Origin of the sequence: Salmonella sp. 2018103 (genome assembly GCF_026247685.1) — a bacterium.
Lineage (GTDB): Bacteria > Pseudomonadota > Gammaproteobacteria > Enterobacterales > Enterobacteriaceae > Salmonella > Salmonella enterica.
This window is the reverse complement of sequence record NZ_CP111029.1, coordinates 1,026,485-1,046,416: the sequence shown is the minus strand read 5'-3', so window position 1 is coordinate 1,046,416 and position 19,932 is coordinate 1,026,485. Positions and strand designations below refer to the sequence as shown.

The window sequence follows — 19,932 nt, the reverse complement described above, 5'->3', positions numbered from 1 at the left end:
CATGAATCAAGTTGCCGTTGTCATTGGCGGAGGCCAGACCCTGGGGGCATTCCTTTGCCGTGGGCTTGCAGAAGAAGGATACCGCGTGGCGGTCGTTGATATTCAAAGCGATAAAGCCGCGAATGTCGCCCAGGAAATTAACGCCGATTTTGGCGAAGGTATGGCGTACGGTTTTGGCGCTGACGCTACCAGCGAGCAGAGCGTGCTGGCGCTGTCCCGCGGCGTAGACGAGATTTTCGGGCGCGTCGATCTGCTGGTTTACAGCGCGGGTATCGCCAAAGCGGCGTTTATCAGCGATTTCCAGCTGGGCGATTTTGACCGCTCGCTACAGGTGAATCTGGTGGGCTATTTCCTCTGCGCCCGGGAGTTTTCCCGCCTGATGATCCGCGACGGCATTCAGGGGCGCATTATTCAGATTAACTCTAAATCCGGCAAAGTGGGCAGTAAACACAACTCCGGCTACAGCGCGGCGAAATTCGGCGGCGTGGGGTTAACCCAGTCTCTGGCGCTGGATCTGGCGGAATACGGCATTACCGTACACTCGTTGATGCTCGGCAACCTGTTGAAATCGCCGATGTTCCAGTCACTGCTGCCGCAATACGCCACTAAACTGGGCATTAAGCCCGACGAGGTGGAGCAGTATTACATTGATAAGGTACCGCTCAAACGCGGGTGTGATTATCAGGATGTGCTGAACATGCTGCTATTTTATGCCAGCCCGAAAGCGTCTTATTGCACCGGGCAGTCGATCAACGTAACCGGCGGTCAAGTGATGTTCTGACCGTGAATTGCCGGATGGCGCCGTAGGCCGGATAAGACGGTTACGCCGCCATCAGGCAAAACAACAGGAGCACATTATGGTTTCCACTCTGATTACCGTCGCCGTTATCGCCTGGTGTGCGCAACTGGCGCTGGGCGGCTGGCAGATTTCCCGCTTTAATCGGGCTTTCGATAAACTTAGCCAACAGGGACGGGTCGGCGTCGGACGCTCCGGCGGGCGTTTTAAGCCCCGGGTGGTGGTTGCCGTGGCGCTGGACGAACAGCAGCGGGTGACGGACACTTTATTGATGAAAGGCCTTACGGTATTCGCCAGACCGGTTAAAATTGCCGCAATGCAAGGAAAACATTTGCATGAATTACAGCCTGATGTGATCTTTCCCCATGATTCGCTCGCGCAGAATGCACTATCATTGGCGCTTAAACTGAAACATGGGTAATTTCGTTGTGAATGCGTATAGCTTGCGAAATTATCATTTTGCAACCAATACCCTAAATAATTCGAGTTGCAGGAAGGCGGCGACGCAGTGAATCCCAGGAGCGTACATCAGTACGTGACCGGGGTGAGCGAGGAAAGCCAACGCACATGCAGCGTGAAGTATGACGGGTAAATACATAAGTCAGGGTAATCACGCCTATGAAACCTCGTCAGCGTCAGGCCGCGATTCTGGAGCACCTGCAAAAACAGGGAAAATGCTCGGTTGAAGAACTGGCCCAGTACTTTGACACGACAGGCACCACTATCCGTAAAGATCTGGTCATTCTGGAAAATGCCGGAACCGTCATCCGCACCTATGGCGGCGTGGTGTTGAATAAAGAAGAGTCCGATCCGCCTATTGATCACAAAACGCTTATCAACACCCACAAAAAAGCGCTGATAGCCGCAGCCGCTGTGAAATATATCCATGATGGCGATTCCATTATTCTGGACGCCGGAAGTACCGTGTTACAGATGGTGCCGTTGCTTTCGCGTTTTAGCAACATCACGGTGATGACCAACAGCCTCCATATTGTTAACGCGCTATCGGAACTGGACAACGAACAAACTATCCTGATGCCCGGCGGCACCTTCCGTAAAAAATCGGCGTCGTTTCACGGTCAACTGGCGGAAAACGCCTTTGAGCAATTCAGCTTTGATAAACTTTTCATGGGAACTGACGGTATTGACCTGAACGTCGGTGTGACCACGTTCAATGAGGTTTACACCGTCAGTAACGCAATGTGCAATGCAGCACGCGAGGTGATTCTGATGGCGGACTCCTCAAAATTTGGTCGTAAAAGCCCCAATGTGGTGTGCAGTCTGGAAACCGTCGACAAACTGATCACGGACGCGGGGATCGATCCGGCATTTCGTCAGGCGCTGGAAGCAAAAGGGATTGAAGTAATCATAACCGGAGAAAGCAATGAGTGATGCACTACTAAACGCGGGCCGTCAGACCTTAATGCTGGAGCTACAAGAAGCCAGCCGTCTGCCGGAGCGTCTGGGCGATGATTTTGTCCGCGCCGCCAATATCATTATTCACTGTGAAGGCAAAGTGATCGTTTCCGGTATTGGTAAATCAGGTCATATTGGTAAAAAAATCGCCGCGACGCTTGCCAGTACCGGTACTCCCGCTTTTTTTGTTCATCCGGCGGAAGCACTGCATGGCGATCTGGGGATGATTGAAAGCCGCGACGTGATGTTATTTATCTCCTATTCCGGCGGCGCAAAAGAACTCGACCTCATCATCCCGCGTCTGGAAGATAAATCCGTCGCGCTGCTGGCGATGACCGGTAAACCTCACTCTCCGCTGGGGCGAGCGGCAAAAGCCGTTCTGGATATTTCCGTCGAGCGTGAAGCCTGTCCGATGCATCTGGCGCCGACGTCCAGTACCGTCAATACGCTAATGATGGGCGATGCGCTGGCGATGGCGGTCATGCAGGCGCGCGGTTTTAACGAAGAAGATTTCGCCCGTTCGCATCCGGCTGGCGCACTGGGCGCGCGTTTGCTCAATAATGTGCATCACCTGATGCGCCAGGGCGATGCAATACCGCAGGTGATGCTTGCCACCAGCGTGATGGATGCCATGCTGGAACTTAGCCGTACCGGGCTGGGGCTGGTGGCGGTTTGCGATGAGCAACATGTTGTGAAAGGCGTCTTTACCGACGGCGACCTGCGTCGCTGGCTGGTGGGCGGCGGCGCGCTCACCACGCCGGTAAGCGAAGCCATGACGCCCAACGGTATTACGCTCCAGGCGCAAAGCCGCGCCATTGACGCCAAAGAGATCCTGATGAAACGCAAAATTACCGCCGCGCCAGTGGTCGATGAAAACGGCAAACTCACCGGCGCCATTAACCTGCAGGATTTCTACCAGGCAGGGATTATCTAATCCTTCAGTCCCAGACGCTTCGCCAGCCGATGCAGGTTGGCGACGTCGGTTTCCAGCGCCCGCGCGCTGGCCGCCCAGTTATGATTATTTTGCGCCAGCGCCTGGCGAATCATCTCTCGCTGGAAGTTCTCCGTCGATTCGCGCAAATTGCGGCAGGTTGGCAGCGCCAGAAAGCTTTCCGCAGGCGGCGCGGGTAAAACGTCCTCTGACAAGGCAAAATGCTGCGCCTCCAGTATCACCTCATCCCCTGCCCGAGTCGCTCTCGCCAGCACAACCGCACGGTGAATGGCATGTTCCAGCTCCCGGACGTTGCCCGGCCAGCCATAGTTGAGCAAATGGCGGCGCGCGTCGGGACTCAGCACCACGCGGGACAGCCCCAGCCGCAGTCGGCACTGCTCGCAAAAATAGCCCGCCAGCAGCACCACATCATCGCCACGCTCGCGCAGCGGCGGCACAAAGAGCGGAAAAACGCTCAGGCGATGGAACAGATCGGCGCGAAAACGCCCCGCCAGCACCTCTTCACGCAGGTCACGGTTGGTCGCCGCCAACACCCGCACATCCACGCGCAGGCTACGATCGTCGCCGACGCGCTGAATATCGCCATACTGCAACACGCGAAGCAGCTTGGCCTGTAGCGCCAGCGACAGTTCGCCAATCTCATCCAGAAACAGCGTACCGTTATCCGCCATTTCGAACTTACCGCTACGATTACTGATAGCCCCGGTAAAAGCCCCTTTTACATGACCAAACAACTCGCTCTCCGCCACGCTTTCCGGCAGCGCGGCGCAGTTGAGATAGACCAGCGGATTGACCGCTCTGGGGGAGCCCTGGTGAATAGCTTTCGCCACCAGCTCTTTACCGGTCCCCGTTTCACCGCCGATCAGCACGTTAAGATCGGAGCCCGCCACAATCTCGATCTCTTTTTTCAACTGCGTCATCGCAGGCGACAGGCCGATCATGTGCGTCTCTTTTATCGGTTCAAACACGCCTGACGACCCCGGCAGCATGTTCTGGCTTTCCAGTTGTTCAATTAACAGCGCATTACTCAATGCCCCGGCGGCCAGCGCGGCGACAAGCCGTAGTTCTTCATCGCTAAATACCTCGAACTGCTCCGGCGTCATAGCATCAAGGGTCAGCGCACCGATGAGGTTCTGTCCGGCAAACAGCGGCAGACCAACACAGGCGTGGACTTTCAGGCTTTCCTGTCCGGGAATTAACCCGTCATACGGATCGGGTAAATCGCTATCAGCCGGAAAACGCACCACGTCCCCCGCGCGGGCGATGGCTTCCAGGCGCGGATGCCCTTCCAGGGTAAAACGTCTGCCGAGGACGTCCTGCGCCAGGCCATCAATCGCCAGTGGAATAAATTGTCGTGATTCATAACGCAACAGCGCCGAGGCGTCGCACGCCAGCACCTGACGCAGCGTAGTAATCAGCCGCTGAAAACGATCCTGATGCCCAATGCCGCGTTGTAACTCAATGGCGATGCCCGCCAATACCTCCACGGAAAAACTCATGGTTACCTCATTGTCATTTTGACAACCTATAGTGTCATATTGACAGCATCATTTATAGTCTTTTTGACTATATCAAAAATACAAAATTATTATAATTTCATATAAATCAATCAGATGCAAAGTTGGCACACTACCTGCAATAAGCAAAACAACTTTTTGCAAACGTTGAATGAATTGAGGTGGTTATGTCTATCCTGGTTAAAAATAATATTCATTGGGTTGGCCAGCGCGACTGGGAAGTTCGTGATTTTCACGGCACTGAATACAAAACTCTGCGCGGCAGCAGCTATAACAGCTATCTCATTCGTGAAGAAAAGAATGTGCTGATCGATACCGTCGATCATAAGTTTAGCCGTGAGTTTGTGCAAAATCTGCGCAGTGAAATCGACCTCGCGGACATCGACTACATCATCATTAACCATGCCGAAGAAGACCATGCGGGCGCGCTGACCGAACTGATGGCGCAGATCCCGGACACGCCTATCTACTGTACCGCCAACGCCATTGATTCTATCAACGGCCATCACCATCACCCGGAATGGAATTTTAAGGTGGTGAAAACCGGCGATACGCTGGATATCGGCAACGGCAAGCAGTTGATCTTCGTGGAAACGCCGATGCTGCACTGGCCGGACAGCATGATGACCTATATGACCGGCGACGCGGTGTTATTCAGCAACGACGCCTTTGGTCAGCACTACTGCGACGAGCGTCTGTTCAATGATGAAGTGGACCAAACCGAACTGTTTGAACAATGCCAGCGCTACTACGCCAATATCCTGACGCCGTTCAGCCGTCTGGTAACGCCAAAAATTACCGAAATCCTCGGCTTCAACCTGCCGGTGGATATGATTGCCACATCACACGGCGTGGTATGGCGCGACAACCCAACGCAAATCGTGGAACTGTATCTGAAATGGGCGGCAGATTATCAGGAAGATCGTATCACTATTTTCTACGATACCATGTCGAACAATACTCGCATGATGGCGGATGCCATCGCACAGGGTATCAATGAAGTGGACCCCAACGTGGCGGTCAAAATCTTTAACGTCGCCCGCAGCGATAAAAATGAAATATTGACCAACGTCTTCCGTTCGAAAGGCGTGCTGGTCGGCACTTCTACCATGAACAACGTGATGATGCCGAAAATCGCTGGTCTGGTGGAAGAGATGACCGGCCTGCGCTTTCGCAACAAACGCGCCAGCGCCTTCGGTTCTCATGGCTGGAGCGGCGGCGCGGTGGATCGACTGTCCACGCGCTTACAGGATGCCGGTTTTGAAATGTCCCTGAGCCTGAAAGCGAAATGGCGTCCGGATCTGGATGCGCTGGAGTTGTGCCGTCAGCACGGTCGCGACATCGCGCGTCAGTGGGCGCTTGCTCCGCTGCCGGAAATCACACAGAAAACCACGCCAGCCGAAGAAACCACAACCTGCGCCGCCGCAGACCTCGGCCCTAAAATGCAATGCAGCGTATGCCAGTGGATTTACGACCCTGCGCTGGGCGAGCCGTTGCAGGATGTCGCGCCGGGTACGCCGTGGAGCGACGTGCCAGATAACTTCCTGTGCCCGGAATGTTCATTAGGTAAAGACGTGTTCGACGTACTGGCGACGGAGGCAAAATGAGTCGGGGGATCATCATTATTGGATCGGGCTTCGCCGCCCGCCAGCTCGTCAAAAATATCCGTAAACAAGATGCGCATGTGCCGTTAACCCTGATTGCGGCGGACAGTATGGATGAGTACAACAAGCCCGATCTCAGCCACGTTATCAGCCAGTCGCAGCGCGCCGATGATCTCACCCGCCAGTTAGCGGGGGAATTTGCTGAACAGTTTAATCTGCGACTGTTCCCGCATACCTGGGTTGCTGACATTGATGCCGATGCCCATGTGGTGAAAAGTCAGGATAAGCAGTGGCAGTACGACAAGCTGGTACTGGCGACCGGGGCGACAGCCTTTGTGCCGCCGATTGCAGGACGTGAGTTAATGCTTACTTTGAATAGCCAGCAGGAGTACCGCGCCTGTGAGACACAACTGCGCGACGCGCAGCGAGTGCTGATTGTCGGCGGCGGTCTCATTGGCAGTGAATTAGCGATGGATTTCTGCCGCGCCGGGAAAACGGTAACTCTGATGGATAACGCCGCCAGCCTTCTCGCCTCACTGATGCCACCGGAAGTGAGCAGTCGCTTACAGCATCACCTGACCGATATGGGGGTGCATCTGCTGCTGAAATCGCAGTTGCAAAAACTGGAGAAAACCGAAGCCGGTATCCGCGCTACGCTGGTAAGCCAGCGTAGTATTGAGGTCGATGCGGTGATTGCCGCCACCGGCTTACGCCCGGAAACCGCTCTGGCGCGCCGCGCCGGGGTAGTCGTCAACCGCGGCGTCTGCGTGGATAGCTATCTACAGACCAGTCACCCGGATATTTATGCGATCGGCGATTGCGCGGAAATCAATGGTCAGGTGCTGCCCTTCCTGCAACCGATCCAGTTAAGCGCGATGTACCTGGCGAAAAATCTGCTCGGCGGCAACGCGCCGCTGAAGCTACCGGCGATGCTGGTCAAAGTCAAAACGCCGGAACTGCCGCTGCATCTGGCGGGAGAAACTCAGCGCCGCGATTTAAGCTGGCAGATTACCGCAGAATCTGACGGTATGATTGCCAAAGGCATGAGTGGAGAAGGCCAGCTACGCGCCTTTGTGGTGAGTGAAGACCGCATGAAAGAGGCCTTTGCACTGCTGAAAACGTTGTCCGTATAAGCCTGTGATGCCGGATGGCGCCGCTTCGCGTCTTATCCGGCCTACGAGTGAGCATCTGTTTACAGGCCAGATAAGGCGCAGCCGCCATCCGGTGCCCTACACTTCCCTTAATGCTCGCGCTGCGGCAATCACGCCCTGTCCAAACGACAGCCCGCCGTCGCCCGCTGGTAACCGCTGCGGAAATAACAATTTAAAATCAGAAAGATAAAAGGCAAGACGCGCGCGCAGTAAGCGGTTGTGTATCACCCCGCCGCTGAAGACCAGAGTGGTTATCCCCCGCGCCGTAGTCTGCTGGCGCATTAGCGTGGCAAACCCGCACGCCAGCGCATCATGAAAAGCCCAGGCGCGTTGCGCGGGCGTGGCCTGCCAGTTCAACCATTGCCGCCAGAAAACAGCGACGTCCAGTTGAGCGCCGTTAAGCGGCATCGTTACCGGATGCTCAACGTTAGCGCATTGAGAGGCCAGCGCCTCCAGCGCGCAGGCGGCCTCGCCCTCATAGCTAAGCGATGCTGGCGCGCAGCGAAGCGCGGCAGCCACCGCGTCAAACAACCTCCCGCAGGAAGAGGCCAACGGGGCATTGACGCCGCGCTCAATGGCACGCGCCAGGACACTCCAGTTTTGCTGTTGCAGCCCCGCTGTCTCCGGGTAATCCTGCCAGTCCGGCACAAAGCGCAGGCACTGCGCTAACAGATTACGCCACGGCTGTTTGGCAGCCAGATCGCCTCCCGGCAGCGCCACGGCGGGTAAACCACCTAAATGTTCGCATTCGCGATAATTGACCCGCAAACATTCTCCGCCCCATAGCGCGCCATTCTCACCCATGCCGATACCGTCTACCGTCAGGGCAATCACCTCTCCGCCGTCCAGCGGCCAACCATGCTCGGCCAGGCAAGCCGCCGCATGGGCATGATGGTGTAACACCGTCTCTGTCGGCAGACGCATCTCACTGGCCCACTGACTGGAAACATAGCCCGGATGCGCATCACAGACGATACGCTCTGGCGTAAAATCGTAGATTGACTGGATCAAACGCAATGCCTCGCGCCACTGCGCCTGGATACCGTCATCGCTGAGATCGCCCAAATGTTGGCTGACAACCGCCTGTTCGCCGCGTACCAGACAGAACGTGTTTTTCAGATCCGCGCCCAGACAAAGTATCGGCGGCACATCGCGAAATCCGGGCGGCAACGCAATCGCGTCCGGCACGTATCCCCGCGAACGACGCAGCATTTCGCCGCTGTCGCGCACGACAGAGTCGTCCATGCGCTGAACAATGTCGCGATTGTGCAACAAAAAACCATCGGCAATATCGTGTAAATCGTCCAGCGCCTGTTCGTTGGTGATGGCGGGCGGTTTGCCGCTCAGGTTGCCGGATGTCATCACCAGCGGGTAATTGAGCGCCTGCAACAAGAGATGTTGCAACGGGTTGGCTGGCAGCATCACGCCCACCTCCGTAAGCCCTGGCGCGATGCCCTCACTCAGCGAAGGTACATACTGCTTATCCACCAGTACAATCGGGGCCGCTGGCGTGGTCAGCAGCGAACGCGCCGCGCTCGGCAGCGTTTGCGCCGTGGGCAACATCACCGCCAATGGTTTCGCCGGGCGATGTTTACGCGCCCGCAGCATCGCCACTGCGTTATCGTTGCGCGCATCGCAGGCCAGATGAAAACCACCCAGCCCTTTAACGGCAATAATGCCTCCGGCGTTCAGTTGGGCGACCGCCGCCTGCAAAGCCGCCTCTTTTTCCGCTCGTTCATGTTGGCTCCGCCACTCAAGATGCGGCCCGCATGACGGACAGGCAACGGGTTGGGCATGAAAACGGCGATCGTACGGATCGCGGTATTCGTTGTCGCATTCCGGACACAAGGGAAACGCCGCCATCACCGTAAATGGCCGGTCATAGGGCATAGCGCGAATAATGGTGAAGCGTGGTCCGCAGTGGGTGCAATTGATGAAAGGATAACGGTAGCGCCGCTCGCCTGGGGTATTCATCTCGGCAAGACATGCCGGGCAGGTCGCCGCATCCGGCACGATTTGCGTGTTCATCGAACCGCCTGCGCTCTGACGAATGGCGAAATCCGTCGGTGCGCGCTCCCATATCAACGACGCGTGTTCAACGCTGTCAATGCGCGCCAGCGGCGGGCAATCCTGATAAAGCGCGGCAATAAATTGCGACGGCTCTTCCAGTAACCGAACGACGACGCCGTCGCCGTCATTACACACGTCGCCATGTAATCGCAACTGCTGCGCCAGCTGCCAGACAAAAGGACGAAAACCGACGCCCTGTACTTTGCCCCGAATGCGTAGCTGTACGCCGGAAGGTGTGTCTATCGCCATCTTATTTTCCCGCCATCATCGAACCCGGATGCCTGATGGCGCGACGCTTATCAGGCCTACAACCGCACGGACCGTAGACCGGATAAGGCATTGATACCGCCATCCGGCAATGCTTTGTGGCGTATTCTACGCGCAATCGCAGAAATCAGAAAAGCAGCGATGCCGTTGAATCCAGCGCCGCACGACGGCGTTTTTCCGCGCTCAGCTGTTCAAGCTTATTGCGGTCAACGCAGATGAGGGCGTGCGTTGGGCAAGCGGCCATACAGGCTGGACCAGCTTCACGGTGGTGACATAGATCGCACTTGTTGGCTTCGGCTTTTTCGGCACGCACGTTCAGCCCCGCGCCGCTATTGCGAACCACCGGACGTACCACCACTTCCATGGCGCCGTAAGGACATGCCACTACGCAAGTTTTACAGCCAATGCAGCGTTCCTGCATCACATGAACAAAGCCTTTGTCACGGCTGATGGCGCCATTCGGGCAAACGTTGGCGCACGGCGCGTCTTCACACTGGCGACACAGCGTTGCCGTGGAAACGTTCACGCCTTTGATGACATGGATACGAGGTAAAAAGGTTTCAGGGGTCAGCGATGCGCAATCCTGATTTTCCTGATGGGATACGACGCAAGCCACTTCACAGGTACGGCAACCAATGCACTTACTCGCGTCTGCAATGATGAAACGGTTCATCAAATTCTCCAGCAATAACAGATGATGTGCCGATATATACACGAATCGTGCCAATTTTTATTTCATTGTTATTTAAGAATATTATTTCTATTTTCGTGAGCATTTACGTGTCATCGTCACAAGTGTCGATGACACGTAATGTCGCCAGTGGTGGTCAAGATTTGCAGTGATAGCCAGCCAACTCTGCACCGCAACTGGCATCAATCCTGATTAACGCCTGGCAATACGTTACCGCGTATTAAACAGCGCTGCGTAAGGGAAAGATCGTCCGTTTGCGGATTCCTTCCGGCAATAGGTTTGATAATTAATTTACGGCCAGGATAGTGATTAAAACGGGTCAGCGCCGGATAACTCAACCGGCCAAACCAGCCGTGTACGCGCTGCCAGCGGGCGTCCTTCACCTGATATAAATTGGTTATCCAGTAGCCTGAGTCAAACTGCATATCCAACAGTTGCGTACGCCCATTGCCCTGTAAATCAAGCAAATCATCGACGCCAGTATCGGTGGCGGTATAAAACCCCCACGGTTCAAAGACGCAGGGGCGGCCATTATTGAGAAAGGTGAAAATGATGTATTGCGCGCTCGGCGCCAGGCCCAACCCAGGATTGCCCAACCAGATAACCAGATCCTGAATGCCGTTACGATCGAGGTCAGCGCGATAAAATTGCGCATTACCCGCCAAATTAATCAGCCTTCCCACCGGGACAACCCACGAATTACCGGCTCTGTCTTTTCCGCTAATCCGCCATTCGTTATCTTTTTTCGGCTCCGGCAGTAGCGTCACGCCACTGACTCCGACCTGGCGAAAATGCCAGGTCTGGTCGGGCGATACAGAATAAGGCAGGGTCAACAGCGGCTTCAGCGCACGCTTTTGCGCATATTCACCGTCGCTCATCGGCAGGTAACCGACAAAATCGGTGGCCAGTGCGCGCGCGGCGATGCAGAAAAATAGCAGTCCGCTCCATACGATAATCTTCACGTCCTTCTTACAACCTTTGCCGTGTAACACAAATTCTCCCTAAATATGTGCGCATTTTACGCCTCCGGCGCTTCCAGCGCGGCAAATCCGCCGTTTCCCTGCCAGCCTTCCAGGCGCTGATAGACGATGTTTACCGCGTCCTTAATCGGTTGAGTCATCGGATAATAAAACCCGACGATATCCGGCTGGATACCAACAAAAATCACCTCGCCGACATCCTCTTTCAGCTGATCGATAAGGTAGTTGAGCGGCATATTGTGGGTGGTCATCATAAACATTTCGGCGATATCATCCGGATCGATGATGCGGATCTCGCCCGGATTAAGTCCCATGTCGGTGGCGTCGACAATCAACAGACGCTGCGGGCGCAGTTCGCGAATCGCCACAATGTCGTTTTCCGGCGCGCTGCCGCCATCAATCACCACCCAATTCCCCTTCGGCTGCGCCGCGCACATTTCCGCCAGTAATGGGCCTGCGCCGTCGTCGCCCATCATGCTGTTGCCGACACAGAGTAAAACGTCAGTCACGAAGCCTCCTCACCATCAGGTAGATGGCGCTTTCCTGATGAATGTCATGCAGCATACTGAGCATCAGTTTGCTCCATTCTTGCTGCTGCGGGGTCTGCGCGGCGCGCGCCTCATCAAACGCGCGCGCCAGCATTTGCACATGGTTGAAATCGATGACGATCTCGCCATACTTCGGCACGCCTTCCATTTTACGCCGGGCATCGCTACCGGCTTCCAGGGTGGCGATCCACGCCAGATACTCATCCCATGGGCAGGTGAGCGCGGCCTCCAGGCAATCGATAACCCCCAGGTGGTGACCAATCGCCAGGCTGTAATAGACAACCTGCTGCGCCTCGGCGGGCGTCGCATCGTTCTCATCAATAAACTTACGGCTCAGTTGACTGAACACCACCTGTTCGCTCATCGGATACGCGCCTCTTCAACAACATGATTGAGATGGGTGACAATTTCGGTTAAACGCGGATCGTTTTCCGCTTCCAGCCAACGCGCCACTTGCTGCTCGCCCTGCCCCAACTGTGTCAGGTAATCATCGGCGATCTGACGACCATAGCGATAACCCGCCAGCCGGCGCGCCGCGCGATCCACCTTCACGCGCAGCGGCTGCACCATATCCGGATGCAGGATCTCTGCGGGCTGATCGTCCAGCTCACCCGGCGCGCGGGCGTGGATTTTCTGCTCCAGCAGGCCAAGCGCCATCGCAAAGCCATACAGCGTGGCGGCAGGCGTTGGCGGGCAGCCTGGAATGTAGACATCTACCGGGACGATTTTATCCGTACCGCCCCAGACGCAGTACAGATCATGGAAGATGCCGCCGCTGTTGCCACAGGCGCCGTAAGAGATACAAATTTTCGGGTCCGGCGCCGACTGCCAGGCGCGCAGCGCCGGAGAGCGCATGGCGCGGGTCACCGCGCCGGTAAACAGCAGAATATCGGCATGACGCGGCGACGGTACTACTTTGATGCCGAAACGCTCAGCATCAAACAGCGGCGACAGCGTCGCAAAGATTTCGATTTCACAGCCGTTACAGCCGCCGCAGTCCACGCGGTAAACGTATGCCGAACGCTTAATATTTTTCAGTAGAGACGCCTTCATGCTGGCGATGGATTCATCCACCGTCATCGGTACCGGAATGCCGTTGGCGTCACGCGGGCCTAATAAATTGCTCATTAGCTGACCTCTTTCATATGGCGAGTCAGTTCAATACGGTCGGACGGCACCAGGCATTTCTGACGCTTACAGTCCGGGCAGGTCTCAAAGCTTTCGCGGTGGTTTTCCGCGCGGCTGTCGCCGTTGTGCGCAAGCAGCGCAATGGCGTAGTCGATCTCTTTCTGTACCGCGAAAGGACGATTGCACACGCGGCAGTTGCACAGCGCAAAGCGGGACTGTTGCAGGAAATCTTCTTTCTTCCACACCGCCAGTTCGTACTCTTGCGACAGTTTAATCGCCGCCGTCGGGCACACCTCTTCGCAGCGACCGCAGAAGATGCAGCGGCCAAGATTGAACTGCCACGCCAGCTCATTGGTCGCGAGATCGGTTTCCACCGTCAGCGCGTTCGACGGGCAGGCATTAACGCAGGCGGCGCAGCCGATGCACTGCTGCGGATTATGTTCCGGCTTGCCGCGGAAGTTTTTATCAACCGCAATCGGCTCCAGCGGATAAGACGAGGTCGCCGTGCCGGTTTTGATAACTTTTTTGATAAAGGTAAACATGGCGATTCCTTATTTCAGCGGCGAGTTTTTACGCTCAATGCTGTAGCGCTCAAGTTCTTTGTACGGCACGACTTTGCTCTTCTTCTTACGCACATCGACCACGGTCATCCGGTCGGTACAGGAGTAGCACGGGTCGAGGCTGCCGATAATCAGCGGCGCGTCGGAGACGGTGTTGCCGCGCAGCATATAGCGCAGCGTCGGCCAGTTGGCGTAGGTCGCCGCACGACAGCGCCAGCGGTAAAGCTTTTGGTTGTCGCCGGTCATGCTCCAGTGGATATCGTCACCACGCGGCGCTTCGGCAAAGCCGAGCGCAAAACGGTGCGGAATATAGGTAAAGCCTTCCACCATCAGCGGGCCGCCCGGCAGATTATCCAGACCGAAATCGATCATATTCAGCGAGGTGTAAACTTCGTTGATACGGACTTTCAGACGAGAAATCACATCGCAGCCCTGCTCGCTATGTACTTCCATCGGCAGCAGACCGTAACCGACAAACGGGTGGTCGGCGCGGGTGTCGCGGGCGTGACCGCTGGCGCGCACCATCGGGCCGACATTACTGAAGTCACGGGCAATTTCCGGGTCCAGACGGCCGATACCCACGGTACGCTGTTCCATATTCGGCGTGCTCAGCAGCATGTCCACCAGCTCCTGCACGTCACGACGCATCTGCTGCGCCAGTTGACGGGTCTGGATCATGTCCTCTTTGAGCAGATCGCGGCGAATCCCGCCGATCAGGTTCAGACCGTAAGTTTTGCGCGCCCCGGTCAGGATTTCCGCCATCTTCATGGAGGTTTCACGCACGCGGAAGAACTGCATAAAGCCGGAGTCAAAGCCGGTAAAGTGGCAGGCCAGGCCGAGATTGAGCAGATGCGAGTGCAGGCGTTCCACTTCCAGCAGAATAGCGCGGATCATTTGCGCACGTTCCGGCACCTGAATGCCCATCGCGTTTTCCACGGAAGTGGTGTAGGCGGTGCTGTGCGCGAAGCCGCAGATACCACACACGCGATCCGACAGGAAGGTGACTTCGTTATAACCCATGCGGGTTTCCGCCAGTTTTTCCATACCACGGTGGACGTAGAACAGGCGGTAGTCGGCGTCGATAATGTTTTCACCATCGACGAACAGACGGAAGTGGCCCGGCTCATCGGAAGTAACATGCAGCGGGCCAATCGGCACCACGTTATTTTTCTTGTCACCCAGCTCGTTAATGAACTCGTAGGTTTCCGCATCGGTGGTCGGCGCCGGGCGCTGACGATAATCCATGCTGTCTTTACGCAGCGGATAGAGTTCATCCGGCCAGTCGTCCGGCAGCACCAGACGGCGCTCGTCCGGCAGACCGACCGGGATTAAACCGTACATGTCGCGTACTTCGCGCTCACCCCACACTGCAGCCGGCACGCGCGGCGTAACGGATGGGAATTCCAGCTTATTGGCATCCACTTCAACGCGGACGGTAATCCAGCACTTCGTGCCCTGCTCCATCGACAGCACGTAATAAACGGCATAGTGGCCGCACAACTGGCGTTCGTCATTACCGAACAGCACCGACAGCCACCCACCCTGCTGGTAGTAAAGAAACTCCACCACTTCCGGCAGATAGTTCACTTTTACCGTAATAGTCAGCTGATCTTTGGTCTGCCAGGCTTCGTCCAGCACGACGCCCGGAAACGCCTGGTGCAGCGCCGCAAGGTATTGTTGACCTAATTTTTCTTCAGACATGCTCAAACTCTCTTAAATCACGCCGCCAGCAAGGAGACGAAGGCTAAAAACGCAAACCCAAAACCGGCCCAGGTCACGCGTGAAGTGGCGCAAAAACGCAGTCGCGCCATGCTGTTTTCAAACAGGGCGATCACCAGTACGCCGACAATCAGCTTGACGACGGCAATCACCAGCGCCAGCAACAGTCCGCCTGCGCTGAAGGTTTCCATTTGTCCCCACGGCAGAAACACGCCGACGAACATTTGCAGCACCACCAGTTGTTTCAGGCTGATGCCCCATTTCAGCACCGCAAAGCCGCTACCGCTGTATTCGGTCAACGGCCCTTCCTGCAACTCCTGCTCCGCTTCCGCCAGGTCGAACGGCAGCTTGCCCATTTCGATAAAGGTGGCGAAGGCGCAGGCGCACAGCGCCAGAATCAGCGGAATACTGCGCGCGACAGGCCAGTGATAAATGGTATCGGCGATATTGCTGATATGAGTTGAACCCGCCACCTGCGCGGCGACCCACAGACCCAGCAGCAGAATCGGCTCCACCAGCACGCCGAGCATCGCTTCACGGCTGGCGCCGATCGCGGTGAACGGACTGCCGGTATCCAGGCCTGCAATAGAGAAGAAGAAGCGCGCGATGGCGAACAGGTAAATCAGGGTGATTAAATCACCCAGTTGCGGCAACGGAGATCCAACGGTGACGACCGGCAGTGCGGTGGCGATAGTCAGCATCACGCCGACCATCACAAACGGCGTCAGGCGAAAAACCCAGCCGGAATCCGCGGGCGCAATACTCTGACGACCGAGCAGTTTGATAATGTCGCGGTACTCCTGCAACACGCCCGGCCCTCGGCGATTGTGTAGACGGGCGCGCGCCACGCGAGTAATACCGGACAGCAATGGCGCAACGGCAAATAGCACCAGCGCCTGAATTAACGGATAAAACACACTCATTTTCAGGCTCCTCGTGAAACCACAATCACCACCAGCACCGCCAGCTCAATCAGCGCCAGACGACGGAACAGCACCGCTGCCGCCGCGTTCTGCCAGCCCGGCACCAGCGATACCGGGTTCAGCCATTTACGCAGTTTAAGTACCGGGGCAAAGGCCTCTTTCACCGGCATGGCGAAACCGTGCGCGGTAATCACCATCGACTGCTCATGGTCGTAGCCGCACACCCAGGCCGCGCCGCGAGAACGCGACGGCAGACGGTTGCCTTTGAACATCGCCATAATGATGAACGGCAGTAGCGGACAGGCGACCAACAGCAGCGTGATCATCGGCTGCGATACGGTGGTGTGCGCGGTTTCCAGCGGCAACGGTACCGCAGTGGAAATCATCGGCAGCAGCCACGGCGCGGCAACCCCGCCCAGTACGCAGCAAATCGCCAATGCCACCACGCTGACGCCCATCAGGATCGGCGCGCAGCTGGCATTTTCAGCTTCCTTCGTGCGCGGCGCGCCAAGGAACGTCACGCCGTAAACTTTCGCCATACACATCACCGCCAGCGCGCCGGTAATCGCCAGGCCAACCGCCAGCAGCGGTCCTAACAGACGACCAACAAACGCGCCGCTGTTGCCCAGTTTGAAGAAGGACTGGTAAATCACCCACTCGCCGGCAAAGCCGTTCAGCGGCGGCAACGCAGCCATCGCCATCAGACCGACCAGCATGGCGATAGAAATAACCGGCATCCGTTTACCAATACCGCCCAGTTTTTCGATATCGCGATGACCGGTACGGAACCAGATGCTGCCCGCGCCCAGAAACAGCACGCTTTTGAACAGGCTATGGTTCAGCAGGTGATAGAGCCCGCCGGTCAGACCCAGCGCGATCAGTACCGGCTGATTGAGAGCAATCCCGGTAACGCCTGCGCCCAGACCGAGCAAAATGATGCCGATATTTTCCAGCGTGTGGTAGGCCAGCAGGCGCTGAATGTTATGCTCCATCAGCGCGTACAAACCACCGACAAAGGCGGTGATCATCCCAAGCACCAACAGCGCCACGCCCCACCACAGCGGCGCATTGCCGCCAAGCAGAGATAGCGTGAGAATGCCCAGCAGCCCGATTTTCATCACCACGGTCGAGAACAGCGCGGCGGCGGGAGCGCTGGCGTTGGCGTGCGCCTGCGGCACCCAACCGTGTAGCGGGATAATCCCGGCCAGCAGACCAAAGCCGATAACACCGAGCAGCCAGATATCGGAGCCCAGCGGCAGTTGCTGAGCGCGTTGATCCAGCAGCCCCAGATCCAGCGTGCCGTAGCGCTGCCACACCAGCCAGCAGGCGATTGCCAGCAGCAGCGTACCGAGACGGCCCAGCGCAAACCACAGTTTGCCCTCTTTGCTACCGCCGGTAAGGAACACGGCGCAGAGCGCCATGATTTCCGCCATCACCACCATCGTCCCCAGGTTACTGGCGACCACAGCGCAGACGGCTGTCGCCATCAGCAGGTTGATCAACAGTCCGTTGGCTTTTACCTGTGGATGGCGATGCCAGTCGATATTGAACAGGCTGACGAACAGACCGCACAGCCCCAGCGTAATCAGCCAGATAGCATTCAGCGGCGTTATTTGCAGCATGTGACCGGTAAACGGCATCACGCCGCTCACCGTAACGGCGCTGGTCAGCGCGGTGAACCCCGCGCCTGCCGTACACAGGCTGCCGACCGCGCCGCCGATACCGGCAATCCAGCCGCTCAGCGCTTTATGAAACGAAAACAGAAACGCCAGAACGGCGGCGGCGGCAAACCACGCGACGCCGCTAGTAATCAGTGAAAGTGAACTCATTATGCATCCCCACTCTGAGCCTGCTGAAACAAGGTGAGATCGCCAAAATCGGTATTAAACGTCAGCTCACGTTTACGTTTGCTGGCGCGGGCGATATCCGTGTTCTCTACCAGGTGTAGCGCTTTAGTCGGGCACATCCGCACGCAGGCCGGGCCTTGCTCGTCAAAGCTGCACAGGTCGCATTTCACCGCGATAGCGCGCACGCCCGGCACCCAGTCGAGCAACGTACTGACGCGCGCAGGCGCTGGCGGCGCGGGCGGCGCTTTCGGCGTATTGGCGTTCGCCGGAATATGCAGCGGACGGCTGCCGGAAAACTCAATAGCGCCAAACGGACAGGCAATACCGCACAGTTTGCAGCTCACGCACAGGCTTTCATTAAGCTGGACAGCGCCGTCAACGCGATTAATCGCGTTAACCGGGCATACCGTGGCGCATGGCGCATCTTCACAGTGGTGACAAAGCTGCGGCGCAGATTCTTTTTCATTCAGCATCACTTTCAGGCGCGGCATTGACTGCAGGCCATGCTGGCGATGCGTCTCTGAACAGGCGGCCTCACAGGTGTGGCAGCCGATACAGAGAGTGGAGTCAGCAATTACAAAACGATTCACCAGGCATTCCTCAGGTGATTGTCATTTTTGACGAAAACATGCCGTTGAAATGTCATTTTCGACACTTATCGACACGCCCATCCCCAAAACATTCATGACATGGCGCAACGCCATATCGAGAATCAAAGCGGGCAACACCTCAGGCTTATACCGCCGGGCTGTTTCCCTTTACCAATTGACGCAAATTAACCGGCGAATTGGTTTCTACAGCGGTATAGAGGCTGTCGTAAACGCTGGCGATTTTTTCCAGATAGTGCTCCAGCACCTGCTCGCGATCGCGGTTATTAACCCGTTCGTCAACCTTGCCGTCGATATCGAGCTGCGCCTGTGCAATCAATTGCTTATCTTCGCCATCTTTGGTTTCAACGTAGTACTCAATGGTGTGGCTGTTAAAACCATCCGCCAACGCGACGTAAATACGAAAGTGCTCAAACAGGACAAAGCAAAGATCCCTTTCCGGCGCGCAGCTCATTGCGTGATGCAGGCGCGCTTTCGAGAGGGTGATCCCCTGAACCAGCGAGTTGCAGTAAATATGCCACTGGTCCTGTAGGCGACGATGCCGTTGCGCGATGTAATCGGCCTTTTCGCTTATTTCCCAAATAGTCATGTCAGGTTACCCGTTTAACAGAGATGCCTGCGTTAAGCATTTTCCATGCCAATTTTTAACTTATTGTTTTTAATGGCAGACGCGCACAGTAACTGCCGTTTCGACGCGGTGACGACATGTCATTTCGTCATCGTCGACATTAACCTGCCAGGGGATAAAAATATTGGCATAAATATTGCTTTACAGGGGCAACCACTACGGGAGGCGATATGCACGAAATCACCCTCTGCCAACGGGCACTGGAATTGATTGAACAACAGGCTTCAGCATACGGTGCAAAACGTGTGACAGCCGTCTGGATCAAAATTGGCGCATTTTCTTGCGTGGAAACCAGCGCTCTTTCCTTTTGTTTTGATCTGGTATGCCGCGGCACGATAGCAGAAGGTTGTAAACTGCACCTCGAAGAACAGGAAGCCGAATGCTGGTGTGAGCATTGTCAACAATATGTCACGTTGTTAACCCACCGTGTACGTCGTTGTCCGCAATGTCATAGCGATACGCTGCGAATTGTGGCCGATGACGGCTTACAAATTCGGCGCATAGAGATTGATGAAACTGAAGATTAA

The 19,932-nt window shown here is 56.3% G+C and carries 20 protein-coding genes; 7 read left to right on the top strand and 13 right to left on the bottom strand.

What is annotated here, in order from left to right:
• The first annotated feature begins 1 nt into the window (after position 1).
• From srlD to gutQ, 4 genes are all read left to right on the top strand, one after another.
• Positions 2-781, top strand: coding sequence for a sorbitol-6-phosphate dehydrogenase (gene srlD / locus OLG56_RS05015; RefSeq protein WP_001077372.1), 780 nt, complete (start codon positions 2-4; stop codon positions 779-781).
• Positions 782-857: 76 nt separating this feature from the next.
• Positions 858-1,217: a transcriptional regulator GutM gene (gene gutM, locus OLG56_RS05010; protein ID WP_000255198.1), complete on the top strand. Its 360-nt coding sequence runs from the start codon at positions 858-860 to the stop codon at positions 1,215-1,217.
• Positions 1,218-1,414: 197 nt separating this feature from the next.
• Positions 1,415-2,188: a glucitol operon DNA-binding transcriptional repressor SrlR gene (srlR, locus tag OLG56_RS05005; RefSeq protein WP_000804536.1), complete on the top strand. Its 774-nt coding sequence runs from the start codon at positions 1,415-1,417 to the stop codon at positions 2,186-2,188.
• Entirely contained in the window at positions 2,181-3,146 is a 966-nt protein-coding gene (gene gutQ / locus OLG56_RS05000; RefSeq protein WP_001278204.1) for an arabinose-5-phosphate isomerase GutQ, read from the top strand. Before srlR ends, gutQ begins: the two co-directional genes overlap by 8 nt.
• Here gutQ and norR read toward each other — a convergent pair.
• A complete protein-coding gene (norR, locus tag OLG56_RS04995) occupies positions 3,143-4,663 on the bottom strand; it encodes a nitric oxide reductase transcriptional regulator NorR (RefSeq protein ID WP_000010808.1) in 1,521 nt (506 codons plus the stop codon). The two genes, gutQ and norR, sit on opposite strands and share 4 nt — an antisense overlap.
• A 185-nt stretch (positions 4,664-4,848) precedes the next feature.
• On the opposite strand from norR, the gene norV reads away from it, so the two are divergent.
• Together norV and norW are read left to right on the top strand one after the other, a co-directional pair.
• Positions 4,849-6,288 (top strand): anaerobic nitric oxide reductase flavorubredoxin, encoded by a 1,440-nt coding sequence (gene norV, locus OLG56_RS04990; protein WP_000026004.1) that lies wholly within the window; start codon positions 4,849-4,851, stop codon positions 6,286-6,288.
• Positions 6,285-7,418, top strand: coding sequence for an NADH:flavorubredoxin reductase NorW (norW, locus tag OLG56_RS04985; RefSeq protein ID WP_061377565.1), 1,134 nt, complete (start codon positions 6,285-6,287; stop codon positions 7,416-7,418). Before norV ends, norW begins: the two co-directional genes overlap by 4 nt.
• Before the next feature lie 96 nt (positions 7,419-7,514).
• Here norW and hypF read toward each other — a convergent pair whose 3' ends face one another.
• From hypF to hycA, 12 genes are all read right to left on the bottom strand, one after another.
• Positions 7,515-9,755 (bottom strand): carbamoyltransferase HypF, encoded by a 2,241-nt coding sequence (gene hypF, locus OLG56_RS04980; RefSeq protein WP_207011545.1) that lies wholly within the window; start codon positions 9,753-9,755, stop codon positions 7,515-7,517.
• A 145-nt stretch (positions 9,756-9,900) separates the two neighbouring features.
• Positions 9,901-10,446, bottom strand: coding sequence for an electron transport protein HydN (hydN, locus tag OLG56_RS04975; protein ID WP_001078791.1), 546 nt, complete (start codon positions 10,444-10,446; stop codon positions 9,901-9,903).
• 200 nt (positions 10,447-10,646) lie between these two features.
• Positions 10,647-11,456 carry a hypothetical protein gene (locus tag OLG56_RS04970; protein ID WP_061377567.1) on the bottom strand — a complete coding sequence of 270 codons (810 nt, stop codon included), beginning with the start codon at positions 11,454-11,456 and terminating at the stop codon, positions 10,647-10,649.
• A 26-nt stretch (positions 11,457-11,482) separates the two neighbouring features.
• Positions 11,483-11,953 (bottom strand): hydrogenase maturation peptidase HycI, encoded by a 471-nt coding sequence (gene hycI / locus OLG56_RS04965; protein WP_000132984.1) that lies wholly within the window; start codon positions 11,951-11,953, stop codon positions 11,483-11,485.
• Complete coding sequence (locus tag OLG56_RS04960; RefSeq protein WP_000003725.1) at positions 11,946-12,356, bottom strand: formate hydrogenlyase maturation HycH family protein; 411 nt, start codon at positions 12,354-12,356, stop codon at positions 11,946-11,948. Before OLG56_RS04960 ends, hycI begins: the two co-directional genes overlap by 8 nt.
• Positions 12,353-13,120: a formate hydrogenlyase subunit HycG gene (gene hycG, locus OLG56_RS04955; protein ID WP_000067419.1), complete on the bottom strand. Its 768-nt coding sequence runs from the start codon at positions 13,118-13,120 to the stop codon at positions 12,353-12,355. The genes OLG56_RS04960 and hycG overlap by 4 nt, the downstream gene beginning before the upstream one ends.
• Complete coding sequence (gene hycF / locus OLG56_RS04950; protein WP_000493767.1) at positions 13,120-13,662, bottom strand: formate hydrogenlyase subunit HycF; 543 nt, start codon at positions 13,660-13,662, stop codon at positions 13,120-13,122. Before hycF ends, hycG begins: the two co-directional genes overlap by 1 nt.
• Positions 13,663-13,671: 9 nt before the next feature.
• Complete coding sequence (hycE, locus tag OLG56_RS04945) at positions 13,672-15,381, bottom strand: formate hydrogenlyase subunit HycE (protein ID WP_001288155.1); 1,710 nt, start codon at positions 15,379-15,381, stop codon at positions 13,672-13,674.
• Between the two features lie 17 nt (positions 15,382-15,398).
• Positions 15,399-16,322 carry a respiratory chain complex I subunit 1 family protein gene (locus tag OLG56_RS04940; RefSeq protein WP_000110563.1) on the bottom strand — a complete coding sequence of 308 codons (924 nt, stop codon included), beginning with the start codon at positions 16,320-16,322 and terminating at the stop codon, positions 15,399-15,401.
• Between the two features lie 2 nt (positions 16,323-16,324).
• Complete coding sequence (gene hycC, locus OLG56_RS04935) at positions 16,325-18,151, bottom strand: formate hydrogenlyase subunit 3 (protein WP_000097051.1); 1,827 nt, start codon at positions 18,149-18,151, stop codon at positions 16,325-16,327.
• Complete coding sequence (gene hycB, locus OLG56_RS04930) at positions 18,151-18,759, bottom strand: formate hydrogenlyase subunit HycB (protein ID WP_001079164.1); 609 nt, start codon at positions 18,757-18,759, stop codon at positions 18,151-18,153. The genes hycC and hycB overlap by 1 nt, the downstream gene beginning before the upstream one ends.
• A 145-nt stretch (positions 18,760-18,904) precedes the next feature.
• Positions 18,905-19,366 (bottom strand): formate hydrogenlyase regulator HycA, encoded by a 462-nt coding sequence (gene hycA / locus OLG56_RS04925; protein ID WP_000158075.1) that lies wholly within the window; start codon positions 19,364-19,366, stop codon positions 18,905-18,907.
• A 209-nt stretch (positions 19,367-19,575) separates the two neighbouring features.
• Between hycA and hypA the strand changes: the two genes are divergently transcribed.
• Positions 19,576-19,932, top strand: coding sequence for a hydrogenase maturation nickel metallochaperone HypA (gene hypA, locus OLG56_RS04920; RefSeq protein WP_000544461.1), 357 nt, complete (start codon positions 19,576-19,578; stop codon positions 19,930-19,932).

Bases quoted from the DNA above. Each gene is read 5' to 3' on its own strand.
- hycA (WP_000158075.1), bottom strand. From the start codon at position 19,366: ATGACTATTTGGGAAATAAGCGAAAAGGCCGATTACATCGCGCAACGG.
- norV (WP_000026004.1), top strand. From the start codon at position 4,849: ATGTCTATCCTGGTTAAAAATAATATTCATTGGGTTGGCCAGCGCGAC.
- hycE (WP_001288155.1), bottom strand. From the start codon at position 15,381: ATGTCTGAAGAAAAATTAGGTCAACAATACCTTGCGGCGCTGCACCAG.
- gutQ (WP_001278204.1), top strand. From the start codon at position 2,181: ATGAGTGATGCACTACTAAACGCGGGCCGTCAGACCTTAATGCTGGAG.
- gutM (WP_000255198.1), top strand. From the start codon at position 858: ATGGTTTCCACTCTGATTACCGTCGCCGTTATCGCCTGGTGTGCGCAA.
- hycG (WP_000067419.1), bottom strand. From the start codon at position 13,120: ATGAGCAATTTATTAGGCCCGCGTGACGCCAACGGCATTCCGGTACCG.
- hypF (WP_207011545.1), bottom strand. From the start codon at position 9,755: ATGGCGATAGACACACCTTCCGGCGTACAGCTACGCATTCGGGGCAAA.
- srlR (WP_000804536.1), top strand. From the start codon at position 1,415: ATGAAACCTCGTCAGCGTCAGGCCGCGATTCTGGAGCACCTGCAAAAA.
- OLG56_RS04940 (WP_000110563.1), bottom strand. From the start codon at position 16,322: ATGAGTGTGTTTTATCCGTTAATTCAGGCGCTGGTGCTATTTGCCGTT.
- hycF (WP_000493767.1), bottom strand. From the start codon at position 13,662: ATGTTTACCTTTATCAAAAAAGTTATCAAAACCGGCACGGCGACCTCG.
- OLG56_RS04960 (WP_000003725.1), bottom strand. From the start codon at position 12,356: ATGAGCGAACAGGTGGTGTTCAGTCAACTGAGCCGTAAGTTTATTGAT.
- norW (WP_061377565.1), top strand. From the start codon at position 6,285: ATGAGTCGGGGGATCATCATTATTGGATCGGGCTTCGCCGCCCGCCAG.
- srlD (WP_001077372.1), top strand. From the start codon at position 2: ATGAATCAAGTTGCCGTTGTCATTGGCGGAGGCCAGACCCTGGGGGCA.
- norR (WP_000010808.1), bottom strand. From the start codon at position 4,663: ATGAGTTTTTCCGTGGAGGTATTGGCGGGCATCGCCATTGAGTTACAA.
- hypA (WP_000544461.1), top strand. From the start codon at position 19,576: ATGCACGAAATCACCCTCTGCCAACGGGCACTGGAATTGATTGAACAA.
- hydN (WP_001078791.1), bottom strand. From the start codon at position 10,446: ATGAACCGTTTCATCATTGCAGACGCGAGTAAGTGCATTGGTTGCCGT.
- hycC (WP_000097051.1), bottom strand. From the start codon at position 18,151: ATGAGTTCACTTTCACTGATTACTAGCGGCGTCGCGTGGTTTGCCGCC.